The 17,690-nt window shown below is 34.5% G+C and carries 14 protein-coding genes; 3 read left to right on the top strand and 11 right to left on the bottom strand.

The genetic code is table 11. From position 1 onward, the window contains the following. Window positions 1-6: 6 nt before the first annotated feature. The 7 genes from pyrF to H560_RS0115895 form a co-directional block, all read right to left on the bottom strand. Entirely contained in the window at window positions 7-1,386 is a 1,380-nt protein-coding gene (gene pyrF, locus H560_RS0115930) for an orotidine-5'-phosphate decarboxylase (protein ID WP_027380947.1), read from the bottom strand. Window positions 1,387-1,676: 290 nt separating this feature from the next. Next, entirely contained in the window at window positions 1,677-2,021 is a 345-nt protein-coding gene (locus tag H560_RS0115920; RefSeq protein ID WP_027380946.1) for a YkvA family protein, read from the bottom strand. A gap of 80 nt (window positions 2,022-2,101) precedes the next feature. Beyond that, window positions 2,102-2,641, bottom strand: coding sequence for a TlpA family protein disulfide reductase (locus tag H560_RS0115915; protein ID WP_185095858.1), 540 nt, complete (start codon window positions 2,639-2,641; stop codon window positions 2,102-2,104). Between the two features lie 99 nt (window positions 2,642-2,740). After that, a complete protein-coding gene (locus H560_RS0115910) occupies window positions 2,741-3,304 on the bottom strand; it encodes a thioredoxin family protein (protein WP_027380944.1) in 564 nt (187 codons plus the stop codon). 13 nt (window positions 3,305-3,317) lie between these two features. After that, window positions 3,318-4,388 carry a chorismate synthase gene (aroC, locus tag H560_RS0115905; RefSeq protein WP_027380943.1) on the bottom strand — a complete coding sequence of 357 codons (1,071 nt, stop codon included), beginning with the start codon at window positions 4,386-4,388 and terminating at the stop codon, window positions 3,318-3,320. A 44-nt stretch (window positions 4,389-4,432) separates the two neighbouring features. Beyond that, the gene (locus tag H560_RS0115900; protein ID WP_027380942.1) at window positions 4,433-6,070 is read right to left on the bottom strand and encodes an LIC_10190 family membrane protein; all 1,638 of its coding nucleotides are present in this window, start codon (window positions 6,068-6,070) and stop codon (window positions 4,433-4,435) included. A gap of 56 nt (window positions 6,071-6,126) precedes the next feature. Next, window positions 6,127-6,672: a YMGG-like glycine zipper-containing protein gene (locus H560_RS0115895; RefSeq protein ID WP_027380941.1), complete on the bottom strand. Its 546-nt coding sequence runs from the start codon at window positions 6,670-6,672 to the stop codon at window positions 6,127-6,129. Window positions 6,673-7,137: 465 nt separating this feature from the next. On the opposite strand from H560_RS0115895, the gene H560_RS0115890 reads away from it, so the two are divergent. Both H560_RS0115890 and H560_RS0115885 read left to right on the top strand, forming a co-directional pair. Continuing rightward, window positions 7,138-7,584 (top strand): hypothetical protein, encoded by a 447-nt coding sequence (locus H560_RS0115890; protein ID WP_027380940.1) that lies wholly within the window; start codon window positions 7,138-7,140, stop codon window positions 7,582-7,584. Between the two features lie 511 nt (window positions 7,585-8,095). Beyond that, entirely contained in the window at window positions 8,096-8,380 is a 285-nt protein-coding gene (locus H560_RS0115885) for a hypothetical protein (RefSeq protein ID WP_027380939.1), read from the top strand. 75 nt (window positions 8,381-8,455) lie between these two features. Here H560_RS0115885 and H560_RS0115880 read toward each other — a convergent pair whose 3' ends face one another. After that, complete coding sequence (locus tag H560_RS0115880; RefSeq protein WP_027380938.1) at window positions 8,456-9,289, bottom strand: glycosyltransferase family 2 protein; 834 nt, start codon at window positions 9,287-9,289, stop codon at window positions 8,456-8,458. Between the two features lie 1,015 nt (window positions 9,290-10,304). On the opposite strand from H560_RS0115880, the gene H560_RS22525 reads away from it, so the two are divergent. Further along, entirely contained in the window at window positions 10,305-14,048 is a 3,744-nt protein-coding gene (locus H560_RS22525) for a fibronectin type III domain-containing protein (RefSeq protein WP_027380937.1), read from the top strand. A 540-nt stretch (window positions 14,049-14,588) separates the two neighbouring features. Here H560_RS22525 and H560_RS0115870 read toward each other — a convergent pair. From H560_RS0115870 to H560_RS0115860, 3 genes are all read right to left on the bottom strand, one after another. Next, window positions 14,589-14,816 (bottom strand): hypothetical protein, encoded by a 228-nt coding sequence (locus tag H560_RS0115870; RefSeq protein WP_027380936.1) that lies wholly within the window; start codon window positions 14,814-14,816, stop codon window positions 14,589-14,591. 369 nt (window positions 14,817-15,185) lie between these two features. Continuing rightward, window positions 15,186-17,345 carry a peptidase domain-containing ABC transporter gene (locus H560_RS0115865; RefSeq protein WP_027380935.1) on the bottom strand — a complete coding sequence of 720 codons (2,160 nt, stop codon included), beginning with the start codon at window positions 17,343-17,345 and terminating at the stop codon, window positions 15,186-15,188. A 73-nt stretch (window positions 17,346-17,418) separates the two neighbouring features. After that, window positions 17,419-17,690 (bottom strand): IS3 family transposase (locus tag H560_RS0115860; RefSeq protein WP_034753070.1); only part of this gene is annotated, 272 nt, incomplete at its 5' end.

Here is a 17,690-nt window from a genome sequence, read left to right as displayed (position 1 = left end):
TTTAATTTAACTTTGAATTACTTTTTTTTCCAAAGAACTCAAGTAAGCATTCCAGCCCTCGTTTTTGTATGTAGAGGCAGCCGTTTCAGGGTCTGCAGCTTTATAAATTCCTCTTCCTACAATGATAAAATCTGTATGAAGTGTTTTGAAAACGTGTTCAGGTGTATTGTATTGCTGTCCTTTTCCGTCTCCTGAATCTGCAAGATTTACACCCGGCGTGAAAAGAAGCATTTCCTCAGGAAGCGGGTTCTGGGAAACTCCTCCTATTACATTAGGGTGAGATAAAGCCACTTTTAAAGCTTCTTCTCTATAATTATTTGTAGTTAAAGTGCCTTTGGAAGACATTCCGATGATGGCTACCACACCTACATTTCTGAAGCAGTCCAACGATTCGAAACCGCCGATAACCTGTGATGTTACAAAATCTGCCCAGTCAGTGATTTTAAATACACCGCTTGTAAACTGAAGCTCCTGTGTATTCCCGATATCTGCAAATTTTCTGTCTTCCATTAATAAGAAGTTGTGTTTTGCAGCCAAAGCCTTTAGTGGAGTAATTGTTTTTTCGTATTCAAAATCAGAAATAATATCGATATGCGTTTTTAATGCAATGACATGAGGCCCTACTTTTTCTGCAAGATCTAATAATTCCTGAGTGGTAGTAACATCTGCAGAAGCTATAAGATTAGATTGCTTTGTCAAAGCAGTTTCCAATAATTTTTTAGAAACGGAATGTTGGGCATTAGCCAATTTTTGTTCGTAAGAAGATCTTGTTTTTTCCTCAAACTGAATATGGTTTCCCTGTAAAAAATCCTGAATTCTTTTAACTTCATCATCCGTTAATTCTCCATTTTCCTGAAGAATTTCGCAAACCTCCGAAATATTGAAAAGTGTATGTACTCTGAATCCTTTGCTTTCGAGAAGCTGTTTTCCGCCCTGTTCTCTGTCCAGAACCACTACGATATCGGCTACTTTAAGATCTTCCTGCTCAATTTCTGCAATGGTTTCTATCAAAGATTTACCGGAAGTGATTACGTCTTCTACTAAAAGACAGTTTTGCCCTTTCTGGTAGATTCCTTCGATCATTTTTTTTGTACCGTATTCTTTAGCCTCTTTTCTTTTAATAATTAATGGAATGTAGCTTTCGAGAGACATTGCTGTTGCCATAGGAAGCGCAGCGTAAGGAACCCCGCAGATCAGATCAAAATTATCTAACGGAAGCATTTCCAATAAATAATTAGCAAGATTTTTTAAAATTTTGGGGTCTGAAGCCAAAGGTCTTAAATCTACATAAAACGGACTTTCAATGCCGCTTTTTAATGTAAATCTTCCGAATTTGATGATTCCCAGTTTGTAGCACTCTAAGAAGAATTCTTTTTTACTTTCCATTATTTTTTATTAGATGTTGCAAATTTAAGGAAATGAAGTTAAAAGTCAATTGTGAATTTTGCTTCGGAAGTCAATTGTGATTTTTTTAAACACAAATTTCACAAATATCTTTCACAAAGAACACAAACATCTGCCTGATAAGCAAAATCAGCGGGAATTTTTTTTAACGCAAGATTCTATTGTAAAATATTGATTTAAGAGCTAAGAAGAAAATCGTTGCGTTAAATTATAAAATCATTTAAAGCAAATTCACATCCATAACAAAAAAACCATCTCGAAAGATGGCTTTTTTACTTTATGATTTCGGCATCAATAACTTTCGTGCCGGAATTATATTCTTGTTCCGCTTCCCACATCAGGAATTTATCGACTTCCCGGATTAATTTCGGGATGGCAAGTGAAAGAATCGCAAGATCATCCAAAACTCCAATAACAGGTACTGCAACTTCCGGCAGCAAATCAATAGGAGAGATCACATAAACTAACCCAAGCAATGGTAAAATAATATCCATTGATTTGATAGGATAGCTGCCTTTTCTCCACATCTTTACCATTCGGAAAATATCGGGGATTTTCTTTACAAAACCTTTATGAGCGATAGCTTCTTTTGCCAGATTTAATTTTGAATACTTCATTTTGTGCTTAGTTTTATATAATTTTTCAACAATATAAATTTCACAAAATCCATACCAACAAATTATAAAATTCGTTAAATCTATTTGATTATGTTATCAATAAACTGATGGACAGATTCTGTATTCCAATCTCTTGAAGCATCTTCTTTTATGATAATTCTTCCATCCTTATCCAAAAGGTAGGTGGTTGGAAATACTTTAGGAAGAATTTTCTCAGAAATCGGGCTTTGGGCAATATAAACGGGAACATTATAATTATTTTCCTTTAAAAATTTTCTTACGGCATCTTCCTGATCATTCATTGCAATTAAGACAAAATCTACATGATCTTTTCTGGTATCATACAGCTTCTGGATAGAAGGCCATTCTTTTCTGCAGGGCGGGCACCATGTTCCCCAGAAATTCAGGAAAACTGCCTTATTTTTAAAATCTTTAAGATTGGCATTAGGAGTGTTGATCCCCTGAAGCTCCACATCATAATCTTCATCTGTAACATGAACGGCATTTTCAATGGTTGCAATTGGGAAAAAAGTGTCCTGCAATTTTTCCTTTACACCAGGAACTAAGGCTGTTACAGCGATAATAGCAATTAGTACAACGTAGATTATATTTTTTTTCATTTTTATTTAATAAAAATTATTTTAAATCCTAAAAGCTTATTCACTCAGCGTAGATTCCTACGGAATGATAAACCGAACCCGTAAAATTAACGATAAAAATTACAACAATTCCAAAATTTCCTCAACAGCATCTTTCCCTCTGTTTTTAGCATAATAAATCTGCAGGTCGTTATAAAACATATCTTTTGTATATGTTTCGGGGTCTGCTTTGTATTTCATTAGCAATTCTTTACCGTATTTCGGGCGTGGTCCCCAAGAATTTTTTACGTTAAAATTTTTATCAAGGATAATAACTTTCGGGATGGATTCTGTTCCGTTGGTCAAAAATTGATTAATTAAACTTTTATCACTGTCTCGAAGGAAAATTTTAACTTCATTTTTTCCTTCAAAGAACTTTACCAATGCCGGAACTGTGGAGCTTGCGTCTCCACACCAGACTTCGGAAATAATTAAAATTTTTCCGTCAAAGTTTTTAGATTCCAATTCTTTTAGCTGGGCTTCATCCGGAACATATTTTTTTAAAGTCCTGTCAATTCTCTGAAGTCCCAGTTCATAATAATGTTTATAGTCGATATCCTGCTGGCTTACAGGAATGGCTAATCTTTGTTTTCCGATTTCGAGATACTCTTCAAAAGAGATGCTCTTTTCCCAGTAATTTTTCATTACTACAATATGTTTAAAAATTGTTGATATTTCTTGTTTTATTAATCAAAAATAAATCTGCAAGCACAAAAGCTGCTAAGCTTTCCACTACTGGAACAGCTCTTGGAAGAACACACGGATCATGGCGGCCTTTTCCTTCCACAATTACAGGATTTCCATCCTTGTCAACGCTGTCCTGGGGTCGTAAAATAGTAGCTACAGGTTTGAAGGCCACACGGAAATAGATATCCATTCCATTCGAAATTCCACCCTGAATTCCACCTGAAAGATTGGATTTTGTAGTAAAATCTTCGTTGAAAAGATCATTATGTTCTTTTCCTGTCATTTTTGCACCGCAAAAACCGCTTCCATATTCAAAACCTTTTGCTGCGTTGATATTTAACATTGCTTTTCCCAATTCTGCCTGAAGTTTTGAGAAAACAGGCTCACCGATACCTACAGGAACATTTTTGATCACACAGGTAATCGTTCCTCCGATGGTATTGCCTTCTTTTTTAATTTCTTTGATTCTTTCGATCATTTTTTCTGCTGTTTCCGCATCAGGACAACGAACTTCATTGCTTTCCGTTTTAGAAAAATCCAAAGCCTGATAGGGTTTTTCACAGAAAATTTCGCCTACGGAAGAAACGTATGCATTGATCTCAATATCTGAAAGTAATTGTTTGGCCAAAGCTCCTGCAACTACCCAGTTTATTGTTTCTCTGGCCGAAGATTTTCCTCCGCCGCGATAATCCCTCAAACCATATTTCTGATCGTACGTATAGTCTGCATGACTCGGACGATAAGAATTGGCGATGTGATCATAATCTTTTGATTTCTGATTTTCGTTTTCGATAATAAAACCAATGGGAGTTCCTGTGGTTTTTCCGTCAAAAATTCCTGACAGAAATTTCACTGTATCACTTTCTTTTCTTTGGGTAACGATGGCGGACTGTCCGGGTTTTCTACGATCCAATTCGTATTGAATTTTATCAAGATCAACCGCTAATCCTGCCGGAAAATTATTGATGATTCCACCGTAAGCAAGGCCGTGACTCTCTCCAAATGTTGTAAGACTGAGAAGATTACCTAGAGTATTTAACATGATACAAATTTACGGCTTTTTCTTCAGATTATGAGGCCGCGAAATTACTTCTGTTTATACGAATTGTTGATATAATGCATGATGTATTCGACTTGTTTTTTCTCTTTTATATCTGATTTTTTCCAGTGAAAACCTTGTCGGATGTTTTTTTCATTAATTAATTGCGGAAATATCCCCGCTTTTGCATCATCAAAAAAGTAGCCCTCTGAAATTGCAGGAAGTGGAGTGTCAAAATTATAAGGATATTTTTCTGAGATATTAAATTTTAAATTCCCAACCTGATAAGAATTAAAACGGCCATAATCATAAGTTGAAGGCCTGTACAGCTGTTTTACTTCAAATTTCCCCATAAAATTTCCCAACTTAAAACTTGGCAAGTAAGTCTGAAGAACATTCGGAAAAGTAAGTGTTCCAATGAAAATTATACTTAAAAAATAAAATACCGCAAAGGATTTTTTTTGATTAAAATAATTAATAAAAATCACAAAAAATATTACAAAAAAAACGTCGATGAAAAACCTGTACTGCGCAGAGAATAAAAGAACTAAGATGCTTTTGATTACAACTGAAAAACAAATTAAGCTGATAACTTTATTTCTTTTAACACAAGTAAAAATGATGAAAATCAGTAGGCTTATAATAAAAAGAATATTGATTTTTGATTTAATTCCGTTAAGGAAAAGCCAGTTTTTAATATAATCAAAGAAAGAAAATGCCTGAATTTCCCTATACGAATACTGCATATCGTAGGTTTTCTGTATTGCATACTGCGAAGAAATCTTCAAAACTTCAGGATTTGGCTTCCACGTTACTCCAACATCGCCGATTGCAACAGGAAAAACAGGATAACCGAACGTGTAAATATTTTTAATACAAAACAGTAAAATAATTAAAATTCCAGGCATTAGTTTTTTCACATTTGATTTAATAATCAAAACAGAGTAGAGGAAACTCAAAACCGGAAGCCAGATCATTGTTGGTTTTATAGCAAAAACGAAAACTGAAAAAGCAAATAAAAAAGTCGTGTTTTTATTTTCTTTTAAAATTTCTTTTAAAATAATTAATGAAAAAGTAATTACCGGCAAATCCGGACTTGGAGATTGTGAAAATAACAGTAAAACAGGGATGAAGCATAGATGAATCCAAACCTTATTTTCGATAATATACAGAATGTAAACAATCAATATAATAGAGTTAATTCTCAAAAAAGGATCAGAAAAATTGGAAAACCCCGCCTGGAAAATATGCCACAGAGACATTTGACCTAAAGTAAAATCCAGATTTGAAATCCCTTTAATTAAACCAAATTCTGTGAGCCATTTTATGGTTGGGACATAATATCCAAAATGGTCTAATATATAAGGATAGAAGGAACCGCAGAATAAAATTATTAATGAACCGGCCGCTAATAATAAATATTCATTTTTTGTAAACGTGTAAAAATCCAAATATAGTTTTTCTTTGAAAAAGAATAGAAATCCCAACGTAAGAGTCGTGAGTTCTATATATATATTTAAAGGAATAAAAAAAGAGATGATTGCCCATGCCAGACTTACCCCGAGAATCCCGGAGATTATTTTTCCTGAAATTCCCTCCAGGTGTTTTCCAAAAAAGCTCACTGTTTTTCCCAGGCCCATGAGAGCCGGAAGCAGCAATAATGTGGAAAGGAGCAATAAAATCATAAAAAAAGATTGCCTAAAAATAAGCAATCTTTTCTATGTTATCGTGAAAATAATAATTATCTTGGCTGTACTCTACCGTCTTTTCTGTCACCGGCTCTACCAATGGTATATCCGGTTGCACCACCTACTACACCGCCAATCACGGCGCCAAGTCCTCTGTTTTTCTTCGCAATAATTGCTCCTGCAGCAGCACCACCTACCGTACCTATAATAGTACCTTTTGCGGCTTTACTCATCCCTTGTTTCTGGGTGGTTCCCTGAGAAGCGCTGCTTCCGTTATCTGCGTAAGAACCGTTGTTTGAGCTTTGGCTAGGTCGGTCTCTGTATACAGTGTGAGTTTCTCTGATCACTTGTGGTCTCGGATTGTTTGCAGCAGCTGCAGTTTTAGCTTTTTGAACTTCTGCAATACTGTCAGCCTTTTTCTGAGCTTCATAAGCTATTTTTTCTTTTTCAATGGCTAATTTTTGCTTTTCAATTTCAAGCTGTCTCATCTGGAACTCCATTTTTTGTTGTTCCAAAGACTTTTCCGCTACCTGATCATCTTTTTTACAGGCTGTCAGTAAGAAAACTGACAATAAACCTGTTAACACTATACTTTTCATAATTCAAATTTTATAGGGTATGTCAAAAGTCAAGCTGACTATGATTAAATTATTATTTTCAATTATGAAGCCAAGCTTTAGTTAAGTAATGTTAAAAAATGAGAAAATGTCTTAAAAATATTATTCAAACTATATTATGACTATAAAACGTTCAATATGATTGCCGTTTTTGAATTATAATAATTTTTATCTTGAATAATTATAAATTGAATAATTTTCTTAAAAAAGCTTAGTGAAAAACAGCAATATTTTTCTTTGCTTTCATTGGTAATTTTCGTTATCAATGAAATTGAAAAGTAAAAAAAACATTTTCCGGTGATACTGTTGAGAATCTTAAATTAAATATGATCTTTTAATTTTTATATTTCATTATAAATTTTTGTCTGATTGTAATTTTAAGTTAAAACTCTCTTATTCTTGAATTAATATGAAATGATTAATTTTGATTTACCAAATTACATTACTATGAAAAGTATATTATTTAAAAGCCTGCTTTGTGCCGGGCTGCTAAGCATTTTTAACTCTTGCGTGTCAGATGACCAGTATATGAATGTTGATGTACAGCAAGACAAGATGAATTTAAGACAGGTTTCTAAAGAGAAAACCTATAAAGTGCGATATGGACTTTTGTCTCAAAACGGAACAAAGATGCTTTCCGGAAGCTATGATGTGGGCAGCTTCGTTGCAACTAACATCACTACCGGAGAATCATTTGAAACTTATGCCGGCGGAGGTTTTCAGTCATTACCGAAATATTATGAAGGTATTCCTTCAGGAACTTATACTTTCACTGCAATGCAGGGCCAGGGTGGCTGGGTAGGATATGGTTCCGTAACCGGAGTAGTTTCTGATGCCCAGGTGGATGCTGATGGATATATTACAGTTTATATTCCTATTGTTTGGGATGAATAGGAAATTTTTTTTGCATTTTATAATATGGTTTTAAATTCATTGAATTAATTATTATGATGAATATATTTCGTTAAAATGATTATATTCACTTCGTAAAGAGTTAAATATTTATCTAGAATTTTAAAAAAACTAAAGACTATATTATGGAAAATTTTGACTTTTCTTTCATTTTAATGCTAACTATTTTGTTTATTTCATTAATGCTTGCTATCTTTGGGCTCTGTCAAATTCTCGAAAAGAGAAGTTATAGATCCGGCTTTTTATATTATAATGATTTTACCCACTGGAAAAATTATTGTAAAAAGAAAATAAAATAGCTTTTAAAAGCTATGTAAGAGTTCTGTTCAGAACACTCTGAATAGATTTTTTTCATCATTTGTGTTTTACGGCCTCCTGAAAAGGGGGCTTTTTTATGCAAAAAAGTTATTCTTTATGACTCCACTCATATGATGCGAAATTTTTACGCCATATTTTTGATATAAATTAATTTACATCATTAAAATATATTCATATGAAAAAAGTAATGCTATTAATGCTAGGAGTAAGCCTTTTTGCAGTAAGCTGTAAGAAAAAGGAAACACAAAGTGAAAACTCAATGAATGATTCTATTTCAGCAGATACGATGTCTGCGGACACCATGAGCACAAGTACCGCAACACCAATGGATACTACGGCAAGTGTGAGAGACAGCGCAATGAATCAGGGAAACAGAACGAACCAGACCACAACAAACCAACCAGGAACTACTGGTACTGCTAATAATGCTACAGGTTCCAGAGCTGATTCTGCAAGATAAATATGACACTTTTTTTAGCCCCATATACCCTTTAAAAAAAACTCCTCGGAATTGAGGAGTTTTCTTTTATAACTTTTAGTAAATATTAAGTGTTGTTTTTATTTTATTCATCAGGCGGTAAGGAATTTTTGTCTGGTAGTCCAGAAGATCATAGATTTCCTTATAATTGGTGTATTCTGCAGGAACATCTTTGTTTTGAATCTTTTGCAGGCCCCGTCTCTTCATAGCTTTATGAATTACTTTTGCAAAAGATTCCTTGGCGCTTTGCTTCGAGCGTTGCTGAGAAATCCCGTTAGAATGAAGCCTGTATTTATACAGAACTTCTTCAATGAATTTTGCATCTCCGATTTCAAGAAGCTTTAAGTATAAATCCTGATCTACTGCATTTTTAAGGCTCGGATCTATGCCTTCGGTTTGAAGGTAAGCCTCCCTTTTAAACATGAAAAATGCAGAAAGCTGTATTGGAGTATTGAAGAAATATTTACTGTTGCTTATTTGTTTGATTTTTGAGAAAACTTCATTAGAATTAAGTTCTCCATCACAAAATACCAGCTGAGAGTAAACGGCGATTATTCTGTCATTCTTTTCAAATTCTTGGATGCAGCGTTCCAATGAATGTGATACAAGGGCATCATCCGGATCTAAAAATGCGCAAAAATCTCCACTGGCAAGCTCCAGGCATTTTCTTTTTGTATATCCGCAGCCTTGGTTTACTTCGTTTTCAAAGAATTTAAAACGCTCATCAGTTGAAATCAGGCTTTTAATAATTTCTACAGAATTGTCTGTGGAACAGTCATCTACAATGATTACCTCCCAATTGTCATCGGTTTGTGAGATAATCGACTCATAACAATCTTGAAAGTATTTACCATTGTTATAATTCGCTATTAATATACTTGTGTTATTCACTTTCTGTGGATTTAATGGTTATAACAAATTTATTTAATTTATTTTAAATAATGTATGTTTTTAATCATTTAATTATTTCTAAATGATTAAAATTTTAAACATTAATATTTGATATTAATTCCTTAATAGTTCAAATTGTTTTGTTCCAGTGTTTTGTGTATTTTTTTTGTTTGTTCCAAAAAAGTTTGAAAAAACTTTTTCATTGTTCGTAAACAAAAATTAATATCTGTAAAGTGAAATGTAGAAGGTGATCACTCACCATTATTAGAAGTGTTGTACAAAATTAAAATTTTTATTTCATAATTTATTAAACATTTATAGATAAATGAATATTAGGGTATAGATAAATTAAATAATTAAATTATGTTATTAATTACAAATTAATAAATTGCTTTTATTATAACATTGTTGTTATTTAGTTCACCATGTTATGAACTGCAATTTAATTTAATTAAAAAGATTGATTATGACTGGGCTCATAAACATTTGGCTGCTAAAAGTTTAATTTTACAATAGAATTAAATTAATTGATTCCGATATAAAAAATTTTTTTTCATCATTTGTGTTTTGGGGTCTCCTATTTTTCTAGGAGGCCTTTTTTTTGGAAATAATCGGATTTTTCAAAATTAGCTTTAAAAACCATTATAGAGATTCTTTGGTAATTTTTTAATCTCAATTACATATTTAATAAATCTTTTTATAATTAAGTACTGAAAGAGATAATAAAATATAGTACTAAACGTTTGTTTTAAATACGTCTGTAAAGATGTATCAATAAATTTTACATTAAATATTATTAAAATTTCTGTAAAAATTATAGTATTTATACTATATATTATTAAAAAACGAATTAGATTTGCAATGATTAATATTAAATGACAGCCTATGGTGAATCTTTTTACTCTTTGTCGCTTTGGCGGCAACTATAATCTTTTGTATATACTACAGTCAAAAGATAATTCCTTAATTAAAATTTATAACTTTCTTACTATTAGAGAATCTAATATTTACTAAAATGAAGAAAATTTTACTATTTTTTTTCCTGGCGCTTTCATACGCTGTTAATGCACAGATCAGTGGTTACAGTTTTGCGCAGTCTACGGGAACTTACACGCCTTTATCCGGTACTCCGACGGTATTGGCAACTGCAACAGGGAATACGAGTGCTACATCACTAGATAATGCTGTTTATCCGGTAACTCTTCCTTTCGGATTTTCATTTAATGGGAGTAATTATACTTCTATCAATGTTTCTACCAATGGGTTTATTACTTTTGGAGCGACGGCGCCGGGAGCTGCTACTTACAGCCCGATTTCCAGTACAGAAACATATGCAGGGGCAATATCTGCATGGGGAAAAGACCTTAACACTGTTTTTAATATTGCTTCTGTAACGGGTAATATCAGCTGGGGTGTTGAAGGAACGGCTCCAAATAGAGAGATCGTAATACAGTGGTCAGATTTCAGACCTACTTATACAACGTCTACTACTAATGTTTATACAATGTCTTTTCAGATAAGACTTAGGGAAACAACCAATACTATTGCGGTAGTATACAAAAATGGTTCTTATCTGGCAGGATCAAGTTCTATAAGCAGTACTGTACAAGTGGGATTGAGAGGTGCTACTAATGCTGATTATAATAATAGAAATAATTCAACATCTACATTATATACAAGTTCTACACAAGGAACGGCTAATAATAATTCGCAGTCGTTTAATACAACAGCTACTCCGGGAATGCCAACGAGTGGTCTTACCTATACATGGACTCCGCCGTCTTGCTTTGGCCCGTCCGGTTTTGTTTCTACGGGGATGACTACTACAAGTGCTTCCGTAAGCTGGACTGCACCTGCTACGCCTCCGGCTAATGGATACGAAATCTATTACAGTACTACAACAACGCCTCCTGCAACGCCTCAAGTTACAGGGATTCCGTCAACAAGCACCAGCTACGTTATTCCGGGATTATCTCCAAGTACAACTTATTATGTTTGGATTAGGGCAAAATGCAGCCCGACTGATCAGAGTGCATTAATAGGGCCACTTACTGTTTACACAGGCCACTGTCTTCCTACAGGAGGGGCATATTCTACAAATTATTATCTGAATAATGTTACAACTACAGGAGGTTGGACGAATGTTGCTTACACAGCTTCTTCATATCAGGCCTATGTAAATTCGCCTGCAGTGGTAATGAGCTCTCCAGGATTTAGTGTAGTTACAAACCTTGCAGCAGCAGGTGGAAGCACATACTATTATTATGTATGGGTTGACTGGAATAACGACCTTGATTTTAATGATCCGGGTGAAACTATTTTAGCTACAACTTCTTATGCATCAACGGGAACTGCAACAATTGCAATACCGGCAGGGCAAGCTTTAGGAAACTATAAAGTTCGTACAGCTACTTCTTATAGCGGAGCTATTACAGCTTGTGGACCAGCAAACTATGGAAATTATGTAGATTTTACATTGTCTGTAGTGGCACCCCCAACTTGTCTGCCTCCAACAGGCTTAACAACATTAAACACAACAACAACCAGTACTACAATACAGTGGACAGTACCAACTCCGGCTCCGGCAGGAGGTTATGATGTTTATTATAACACTACAGGTACAGCTCCTAACGCAGGAACTACTCCTCAATACACTGGAGTTGCAGGACCGAGCCAGCTGATCGGAGGATTAACTCCAAGTACAACATATTATATTTGGGTAAGAGCAAAATGTAGCGGTTCTGATATCAGTTATTGGTCTGGGCCGCTTACGGTATACACCAATTATTGTGCTCCTACGGGAGGTTCATCTTCTACAAATAATTATTTGAAGACGATTACTACTACAAACGGATTTACAAATTTAAATTATACAGCTACTTCATATAGTGCCTATGTAAATAGCCCTGCTACAACATTCTCTGCATTGCCGGGAACTACTGTAAACGTTAGTATGAACGCCGGAACAAGTACATATTATTATTACTTATGGATAGACTGGAATAATGATATGGTGTTTAATACTCCGGGAGAAACTGTTTTGGCTACAACTAACTATGCTACTAATGCAACAACAACAATTAACACGGTTGGTCATCCTTCAGGTTCGTACAGAGCGAGATTTGCAACATCATACAGTGGTCAGATAAATCCTTGCGGACCGGCACCTTATGGAAATTATGTAGACTTTACGTTTATCATCAGACCTTGTTCTACAACGGCACCTACCAATGTAACTACAACTGCAGTAACGTATAACTCTGCAACAGTAAACTGGACTCCTTCTCCTGATAACCTAGGCTATAAAGTATATTGGAGAAAACAAGGAACTACAGGATGGCCAAATTCATCTGCAGTGATAGCGCCGCCTGCAACCAACTATAATATTACAACTGGTTTAGACCCGGCAACAGCTTACGAAGTGATGGTAGTTGCTGTTTGTAATACTACCGAGGGTACTGCTACACCAGTAGTATTTACTACAAAATGTGATCCTACACCTCCGAACGTTACCATCAGTAATATTACTCCTACTTCTGCAATGATCACCTGGGCACCGCTTGCTGCAAGCTCCAGTTATTATATGAGATACAGAATAGTAGGAAGCGGAAATGCCGGATGGAGTGCAAACATTGCTCTGCCAGCAGCGCCTGCGAATACGTATGTAATACCAGGTTTAAGCGTTTATACAACATATGAGGTTCAGGTAGCTAACAAGTGTAACGGTGAAACTACATTGAATCCATGGTCTAATCCTAAGGTGTTTACAACAGAAAGAACTTGTGAAATTGCGCCTCCTGGACTTACCATCACCAACCTTACTACTACAACTGCAGAGGTAACTTGGGATCCTTTCCCGGGAGCAACATATATCCTTAGATATAGAAAAGTAGGTATTTCGAGCTGGACAAATGTTCCTTCTGCTACAAATACGGTTACTCTTACAGGTTTAATTGAAACAACTCAGTATGAAATGCAGGTGGTAAACATTTGTAGCGGTACTCCGGGTACTTATACTCAACCTTACATCTTTACTACACCTACGATTGTATATTGTGATATGGAATCTACAATGTCATCTTCTGATTATATTTCAAAAGTAACTGTAACTCCAAACGGAAAACCGGTAATGGAAAATCAGTCTCAGGCATCGAACTATACAGATTATACAGGTGTTACCAATAAATTTATTGAGCTGATCCAGGGTTCATCAAACAACCAGATCACGATCGAGAAAAAATTATCAGGTGGTGCAGATGCAGGGGTAGCTGTATGGATTGACTTCAATAGAAACGGATATTTTGATATCAATGAAAGAGTATTGGTTTCAGGGCCAAATAATAATGATACAGCAACCGGAACATTTACAGTACCTTCAGACGCATTCATCAGCATGACAGATTATAAATATGTTGTGATGAGAGTTGCTCTGCAAAAAGGTGCAATTCCGGTAAACTGTACAAGCTTCCCGGATGGAGAAGTAGAAGATTATACGGTGAGAATCACTAAGCCTATTGTGCCTAATGCACTTAACCAGACAGAGATTCTAATCTATCCTAACCCGGTAAAATCAGTATTAAACGTGAAAAACGTTAGTAAAAGAGCTAACTATAAGATCTATAATGCTGCCGGACAAATTATATCTTCGGGAATCATCCTAAACAATAAGATTGATGTACATACATTAACTAATGGTGTTTATGTGATTGACATTGATGACGCGCAGGGAACTGCCCAAAAGAAGTTTATCAAAGAATAATAATTGGTAATCTATAAACTAATAAGCTCTCAGAAATGGGAGCTTATTTTTATTTATTATTCTTTAACAAAGTTAATTAGTTATAGCTTATCATAAATTAAAGCATAAGTACCGTCGTTTAAAATGCTCCTTTAAAATTATTTTAAAGAATGATAAAGTTTTGTTAATTGATGAAATTAATCTTGCAAATAGACCCACACGTGAAAGACATTTCTTACATTTGCAGTCACTCATGTTTAATTTGAGTTTTCATGGTTATTAGTTTTTAGTCCCCGTAGTATTACGGGGACTTTTTTATTGAATAAAAATGTAGTTTTTTTAATGTTTTGAATCGGGGTATAGAAATAGTTCTATTATGACTTTAATCATAAATTAATCATATAGCAAAGAATTAACTTAGTGTAAAATCAAAATATATTAGAAGTTATACTTCTTTCCCCATAAATTGAATATATCAGTCTCGTTAGTTTTTAAATGTAATTGCCCTTTACTATTTGGAGGGCTTTTATATTTTTATTAAAAAGCTTTAATACTTGAAAATTAATATTTGTCTTTTGGAAATAAGAAAACTTTGAATTGGGAATCGCTGCTGTAAGTTTTGCAGCTCTCGTCTATAAAAGTAGATGGAGATTTGCGGAATTCGCTCATGTATTTCTCTGCCTCAGCTTCTATTGCCGGGATAATAATGTAATCATACATTGTTTTTGTAAGTTCGCTGGAGTTTTTCAGAATGTTCTTTTTCTCCCTTACAGCCTCGTTAAATGTCATTGAATTAGTTTATGCAAAGATATTAATCAGTCATTTTATTTCAATTATAAAAACCATAATATTTATCATGTTTATGTGATTTATTATCATGTAATATTATAAAAGATCTACTAATGGGTTTGGTACGGAAAGTTATATTATCATGTGATTTAATTTAAATGATCAAAAGAGATTGTAATCATATTGTGTTCATCGTATACACGATATATTTGCATTACACTTTATAAAGTGATTCTCGGTTATTAGTTTTCATCCTCGGAGTGTTCCGGGGATTTTGTATATTTTCTCAGGAATTCAATTTGTACCCGATATAATTTTTATTACAAATAAAAGTAGGGTTAGCATAAGATCGATCATCATTATATGGTATTACGTTAGACTTGTGTTTTGTTTTTGCCACATGGATTTATAGACGGAATCTTTACTAAGCAGATCTTTGTGGTTACCTTGTTCCATTATCTGCCCGTCTTTCATAACCAGAATAGTATCTGCACCGGCAATTGTGCTTAAACGATGGGCAATAACAATCATAGTTTTACCCTGGCTCCTGAATTCCTGCAGCGTATTTTGTATCACCATTTCAGATTCTGTATCCAAAGAGGAAGTGGCTTCATCCAAAATCAATATTTCAGGATTTTTATATAAAGCCCTTGCAATGGCAATCCGTTGTTTCTGCCCGCCCGAAAGTAATGCTCCGTTTTCACCCAAATAGGTTTGAAAACCATTTGGCAGTTTTTCTACAAAGCTCAGGATACCAAGATTTTTAGTAATATTTAAAATCCTCTGTATGTCGGGAAATTCTTCTCCCAACGCAATATTTTCAATCACATTTCCGGAAAAAAGATCTATCTGTTGCGGAACTACGGAAATCAGGTTTCTTAGAGAATAATTGGAAATATAATTAATGTCATAATCCCCGATAAGTATTTTACCTGTTTTCAATGGATATAAATTCTGGATTAATGAGGCCAGGGTAGTTTTGCCGCTGCCGCTTTCTCCAATCACAGCTGTGGTTTCTCCTTTTTTTATAACGCAGTTGAAATTGTTAAATACTTCCGTCCTGCTGCCATAGCTGAAGCTTACATCCTTAAATTGTATATCTCCAATATTTTCCTTGGTAAGATCAAGCTTTTCTGTATTTTCTTCTCTGTCAAGATCCATTATTTCGAAAAGACGGTCGGCGGCAATCAATGCGTTCTGAATGGTTTTGTTCATCCCTATCAGCTGGGAAACAGGACTGGTAAAATATCCTATCAATGCATAGAAAGAAAGAAGCTCTCCGGGAGTAATTACCCTGTCAATAACATATCCGGAGCCGGCCCAAAGTAAGACTATGGTAAAAATTCTTGATAAAAACTCTGATGAATTGCCTGAGAATAAAGCATTCATTACAGAAATATAAATCGTTTTCAGAAGTTTTGAAAAGGCATTGTCTGTTTTGTTATTTGCAAAAGTTTCTACACCGAACTGCTTGATGGTTTTTACCGAAGTAATAGATTCCACTAAATGAGATTCCAGATCAGCGCTTTCTTCCATTAATTTTCTTTCGGATTTTTTATTTAGCTTATTGGTAATCCAATACACTAAAAAGTAAAAAGGAATTACCAGTGCTGTTATTAATGCCAGTTTCCAATAGTAGGTAAACATTAAGGCAAATGAAAAAATAATAATGAATATATTGACGAAAATCTGTATGGAGACATCATTGATAAACGTTCTTATTTTGACGGCATCATTCACTCTTGAAATAATTTCCCCAACTTTCATGGTATCGAAAAATCGTTGAGGTAGCTTTAACAAATGTTTATAATAACCGAGAATAAGGTGCTTATCCATTTTCTGGCCGGTTTGTAATACCAAAACACTTTTCATGGCTCCAATAAAAATCTGAAACAAGAGTATAACAATCATTCCTACCGAAAGCAGGTTTAAAAGTCGTTTGTTTCCATCAATTAACACATAATCTGTAATTTTTTCAATATAAATAGAGGTGGATAATCCTAAAACGGTATAGACCAGAGCTCCAAGTAAAGCCTGGATCAAAACACTTTTATGCGGCTGCACCAGACTCCAGAATCTTTTGTAAAGGCTTGTCTTTTCATCTCGCTGCTCAAAATATTCAATGGGCTCTAAAAGAATAAGCACGCCGGTCCACATTTTTGAAAAATTTTCCAGAGTATATTCTTCCAGTTTACCACGGGCCGGATCCATCACCGTGATTTTATCCTTTGTTACCTTATAAATTACAACATAATGATGCATTTGTCCGTTAACAATAATATGAGCGATTGCGGGCAATGGTAAATCCGGTAGAGCATCAGCTCCTCCTTTTACACCTTTTGCATTGAATCCCATTTGTTCCAATCCCTGAATTAAGCCTAAAACATTGGTTCCCCTGGTATCAGTATGGCAGATTTGCCTGATTTTAGCAATAGGCATTTGTAATCCGTAATGGGCAGATACAGACGCAAGACAGGCTGCACCACAATCTTTGATATCGTGTTGTTTTATAAGTGTATTTTTTTTCATCTATGTGGTTAGGGATTTATATAAACCTGTTAGTGAACTTGCAACTATTTTTGAGACAAAATTTATATACTCTTTATGCTACATTTTTAGATTGATTAGACATTAAATTTTGATACTCTCTTATGGTTAAATTTCCTAAAGCTGAATGCCTTCTCTGGGTGTTGTAAAATGTTTCTATATATTCAAACACAGAGTTTTTGGCGTGGTCTCTAGTTTCATATTTATTTTGATAGACAAGTTCGGTTTTCAGAGTTTTGAAAAAACTCTCCGCTACAGCATTATCATAGCAATTTCCCTTTCCACTCATACTTCGGGTAATATTTTTCCCGACTATTGACGTAAATT

Origin of the sequence: Chryseobacterium daeguense DSM 19388 (assembly GCF_000430825.1) — a bacterium.
GTDB lineage: Bacteria > Bacteroidota > Bacteroidia > Flavobacteriales > Weeksellaceae > Chryseobacterium > Chryseobacterium daeguense.
The sequence above is the reverse complement of the archived record's forward strand: the minus strand, read 5'-3'. Positions and strand labels throughout refer to the sequence as shown.

What these genes read in the sequence shown, in the direction of transcription:
- pyrF (WP_027380947.1), bottom strand. Translation starts at nt 1,386, where the DNA reads ATGGAAAGTAAAAAAGAATTCTTCTTAGAGTGCTACAAACTGGGAATC.
- H560_RS0115920 (WP_027380946.1), bottom strand. Translation starts at nt 2,021, where the DNA reads ATGAAGTATTCAAAATTAAATCTGGCAAAAGAAGCTATCGCTCATAAA.
- H560_RS0115915 (WP_185095858.1), bottom strand. Translation starts at nt 2,641, where the DNA reads ATGAAAAAAAATATAATCTACGTTGTACTAATTGCTATTATCGCTGTA.
- H560_RS0115910 (WP_027380944.1), bottom strand. Translation starts at nt 3,304, where the DNA reads ATGAAAAATTACTGGGAAAAGAGCATCTCTTTTGAAGAGTATCTCGAA.
- aroC (WP_027380943.1), bottom strand. Translation starts at nt 4,388, where the DNA reads ATGTTAAATACTCTAGGTAATCTTCTCAGTCTTACAACATTTGGAGAG.
- H560_RS0115900 (WP_027380942.1), bottom strand. Translation starts at nt 6,070, where the DNA reads ATGATTTTATTGCTCCTTTCCACATTATTGCTGCTTCCGGCTCTCATG.
- H560_RS0115895 (WP_027380941.1), bottom strand. Translation starts at nt 6,672, where the DNA reads ATGAAAAGTATAGTGTTAACAGGTTTATTGTCAGTTTTCTTACTGACA.
- H560_RS0115890 (WP_027380940.1), top strand. Translation starts at nt 7,138, where the DNA reads ATGAAAAGTATATTATTTAAAAGCCTGCTTTGTGCCGGGCTGCTAAGC.
- H560_RS0115885 (WP_027380939.1), top strand. Translation starts at nt 8,096, where the DNA reads ATGAAAAAAGTAATGCTATTAATGCTAGGAGTAAGCCTTTTTGCAGTA.
- H560_RS22525 (WP_027380937.1), top strand. Translation starts at nt 10,305, where the DNA reads ATGAAGAAAATTTTACTATTTTTTTTCCTGGCGCTTTCATACGCTGTT.
- H560_RS0115870 (WP_027380936.1), bottom strand. Translation starts at nt 14,816, where the DNA reads ATGACATTTAACGAGGCTGTAAGGGAGAAAAAGAACATTCTGAAAAAC.
- H560_RS0115865 (WP_027380935.1), bottom strand. Translation starts at nt 17,345, where the DNA reads ATGAAAAAAAATACACTTATAAAACAACACGATATCAAAGATTGTGGT.